3 protein-coding genes are annotated in these 3,645 nt (G+C 69.6%); 1 reads left to right on the top strand and 2 read right to left on the bottom strand.

Features of this window, described 5'->3' with window-relative positions:
• Nucleotides 1-284 precede the first annotated feature (284 nt).
• The gene (locus tag BM064_RS28550) at nt 285-740 is read left to right on the top strand and encodes a Mov34/MPN/PAD-1 family protein (protein ID WP_425426198.1); all 456 of its coding nucleotides are present in this window, start codon (nt 285-287) and stop codon (nt 738-740) included.
• Between the two features lie 210 nt (nt 741-950).
• On the opposite strand, the gene virD4 is transcribed toward BM064_RS28550, so the two are convergent.
• Both virD4 and BM064_RS27255 read right to left on the bottom strand, forming a co-directional pair.
• On the bottom strand, nt 951-2,957 hold the full coding sequence (gene virD4, locus BM064_RS26395; protein WP_177236416.1) for a type IV secretion system ATPase VirD4: 2,007 nt from the start codon (nt 2,955-2,957) through the stop codon (nt 951-953).
• Entirely contained in the window at nt 2,954-3,628 is a 675-nt protein-coding gene (locus tag BM064_RS27255; protein ID WP_143103484.1) for a hypothetical protein, read from the bottom strand. The genes virD4 and BM064_RS27255 overlap by 4 nt, the downstream gene beginning before the upstream one ends.
• Nucleotides 3,629-3,645 lie beyond the last annotated feature (17 nt).

Below are 3,645 nucleotides of genomic sequence, written 5' to 3'. Positions count from 1 at the left end.
GCGCTGTAGCGCCGCCTCTTCCCCGTCATCCCGTTTGTCCTCGATCCTCGACGAACCAAGCTTAGCCGCCTGTCCGGATTTCGGGGACCACCTCAGTTGGCACCCGGTGTTTCCCGCCAACCCGGCGGATGTTCAGCTCTGGTCCGGCATCGGGGCGAGGGTGATCTTGAGCGCGCTCGCCTCCCGCTCCGACGCCTGCGGCATTCACTATTTGGGCGACGGGGGCTGCGTTGACTACAGAGCAGGTTGAGATAGGCGCCCGGTTCAAGTCCGCAGGCGGTGCCGTGGTGACCTTCTCTTCGAATGCGATCCGAGACATGGTTGCGGCGGCAACCGCGGCGAAGGGTAACGAAACAGGCGGAGTTCTGATCGGGCGTTACTCTTCAGACTTTTCATCCGCATGGGTAGAGAAGGCAACCGCTGCACCGTCTGATTCCGAGGCTGGCCCCACCTGGTTCATCCGAGGGCGCTCGGGTCTGGACTGGCTGCTTAGGCGTTCCTGGTCTGCCGGAAGCCACTATCTAGGCGAGTGGCACTCTCACCCTGCTTATCATCCATCCCCAAGTTCGGATGACCTACAAGCAATTCAGAAAATTGCCGAAGACCGATCCTACCGCTGCCAGCGACCTATTTTGGCAATCATAGGCGGCTCGTTCGAAAAGGACCCGCTCCTTGCTGTAACGCTCGGCAACCGATCAGGAAGAACCGAAAGACTTGCTGATATCCGCAACGGCCCTTGAACTGAGTCACTGAGGTTCTCAGCCTCACCCATATTGTCGCGCTATACTTTAGGCAAGGCAGCAAGGCCAACGCTGGCCTTGGGCAGCTTCCTGTGCATTGTGGTCATTCATGCGGTGCCCGCCGAACGGCCGCCCCCCGCCCGACTTGACGGTAGCTCTTTCACCTCAGGCAGCGGAGGTGACTGCCATCGACCAGCGCAGCACCACGCATCACCCGGCACCGACAGGGGGAGCGGCGAACCTGCCCTCCGCCTCCTCCACCCGTGCGAGCAGGTCATCGAAAGCGTGAGAGATGCGGGCGCAGTCTTCCACGCCGGGTTTCGTCGTGGGCGTCCCGACCTCCTCGTCCTTTTCGGCCGCCGGCGCCTCTCGCACCTGGCTCTGCGGGGTGGCCTCGTCCACCGCCACTGCGGGTTCGGGGTCGTGCTCGTCAGTGGCCTGCGCAACTCCCGGGGGGACGGGCTCCACGGTGACTGGCGCAGGCCTTGCCGACTCCTCCCCCCGCCTCCCCTGCCCCACCGCCGCCAACGGGTTCGCCGCCGCCCTGTCCAGCGAGCGCGGTTCGGGCGCGGCGCCCGTCTGCCCCTCGAACAGCGGCGCCAGCGCCTTGTCCTCAAAGTACGTCACCCGCTCGGCCAGCACCGGCGGGTGGTTCTGGATCAGCGCCACCACCTTGCGCTCCCCGAGCTGGCGCAGCGCCTCGGGGCGGATCAGGCGGGCGCCCTCCTCACGTTCCTGCATCGAGGTCTCCCAGGCGCCGATCCGCCAGGATTTCGACCGCGCGCGGCGGGTGAAGTCGCCGATGGCGCGGGACACATATTCCGGCGTCTCCTCGTCCGCCGGAGCCATGAACAGCTGCAGGCGGCAATTCGCCAGGAACACCGAGGCGCCCTCGCGCCCATAGAGCCGCCCGTCGCGCAGCGAGGCGATGGACTGCACGACGATCATCACCCGGCCGCCATAGCTGCGCAGCGTGGTGATGCCTTGCTGCAGGGCCTCCATCCGGCCGAGGGACGCGAATTCGTCCAGCAGCAGAAGCACTGGGTACGGCTCGTCGGCGCCGGGCTCGGTCCGCTGCAGCAGCGCGACGGTCTGCTGGAACAAGAGCCGCACCAGCGGCGCGAGCGGGATCAGGTCGTTGGGCGAGACCACGATGAACACCGAGGCCGGATCACGCCGCATTTGCGCGATGTCGAAATCCGTCGCCTCGGTCGCGCGGCGCACCATGCGGTCGGCCCAAAGGGACAGGCCTCCGTCCGCCAGGACCGAGAGATAGGAGGACAGGATCCGGCTCTCCATCCCCGCCATCCGGCGGAAGATGCGGGCGGCTTCTTCTGCCTCAGCCTCTTCGGCGAGGGCTTCGAACAGGTCGAACAGCTCGCCGGGGGCCGAGAGCGCGTCGTAAATCTCGCCGATGGTCGGGCGCCCGCGCTGGACGGCCAGCAGGGCCGCGGCCGCGAAGATCTCGCGCGCGCCTTCGAGGAAGCTGGTCGCGTTCCCCTGCGCCACGATCAGCGCGGCGGCGAGGCGGCGGGCTTCGGTGAAGCGGCGGGCGGCGGGGGCCTCGGCCACCGCGTCCATCGGGTTCCAGCGGTGGGTGCGACCCTCGGGGTCATAAGGCGCGAACTTGAACACGCGGTCGCCGAGCGCGGCCCGGCGGCGGGCGGTCTTCGCGAAATTCTCGCCCTTCACGTCGAGGCAGATGACGGAGCCGCGCCAGGTCAGCAGCGTCGGGACCACCACGCCGACGCCTTTTCCGGAGCCCGTCGGGGCGGCGATCAGGGCATGTGGGATCTCGGCTGAGGTGAGGAAGGGCGCGCTGGATCCGGACGCGCCGAGCTTGGCGTAGATCGGCCCCTGCAGCGTCTCGAGCCGGCCCGAAAGGCCCGCGCGGCGGATCTCCTCGGGCTTGGCCCAGCGGGCGGCGCCGTGGGAGGTGAGCTGCGGCCGACGCGCGATCGCGGGGAGCAGCGCGGCGCAGACGAAACCCGTGACGGCGAAGATCACGAGGCCGATGCGGAACGGCTCGGTCATCCCCCCCACCGCCCAGGGGGCGTGGGCGAGGAAGGTCGCGAAGCCCGTCTCCGCTACCACACCCCCGGTGCGCCATGCCGCGAAAGCCCCGGCGGCGAGATTGCCGAGCAGCAACCCGGCAAGCAGGCCGATGGCGGCGAGGGCTAGGATTTCGCGGTGGGCCTCGTTTCGGGCGAGGTTCACAGCCCGTGCCCTCCGCCGTCGCGGCCGCGCGCCTTGCGGGCGGCGAGGCGCCGGGCGCGCTCCTGCTCGCGGCGGGTCTGGTCGTCGGCATCGTCCCTGGGCGCGGGGCGGGATGCGGCCCTCTGCCCTGCCCCGGCGTCTCGCGGGGGTGAAGGCGAGGGAGCGGGCGTTGCGCGCCCAGGTCTCGCCTTCTCCGGAGCTCTGGTCCGTTCAGCCGCGTGCGGCTCGTCACGCCGCGCCTCCTGCTGCGCCAGTTCCCGCGCAGCGCGGTACACCGCGCCGATCTCGCGATGCATCGCGGTCAGGGCGGCGTCGCGCTGCGCCGCGGTTTCCTCCGGCGCGCCGGTGGTTGCGCGGCGGGCCTCCCGCTCCTTCGCCTCTGTCTTCGCATAGCTCTCGGCCAGCGCGCGCGAAGGGGCGCCCCCGGAATACCGCTCCACCATCGCGGCTCCGTTCAGGCCCGCGCGCTCGGCGATGGCCGAAGCACGGCGGTCCGCTTCGGCGCGGACGGCCTCGGCGCGCCCCTCGCCCGGCGCAAGGCCCGCGTAGCGGCCCGGCTCGGCGAGCTTGGCAAAATTCATCAGCCCCGCGTCGCCGAGAACCGGCGCCGCCTCAGCCTTCATCATCGCCGCCTGGCGCTGGAACTTCACCTGCTCCACGGGATCGCGCATCGCCTCGATCCGCGCGT

This window comes from Albimonas pacifica (assembly GCF_900113695.1).
Taxonomy (GTDB): Bacteria; Pseudomonadota; Alphaproteobacteria; order Rhodobacterales; family Rhodobacteraceae; genus Albimonas; species Albimonas pacifica.
Note: the sequence above shows the minus strand (reverse complement) of the source record. Positions and strands in the feature narration are given on the sequence as shown.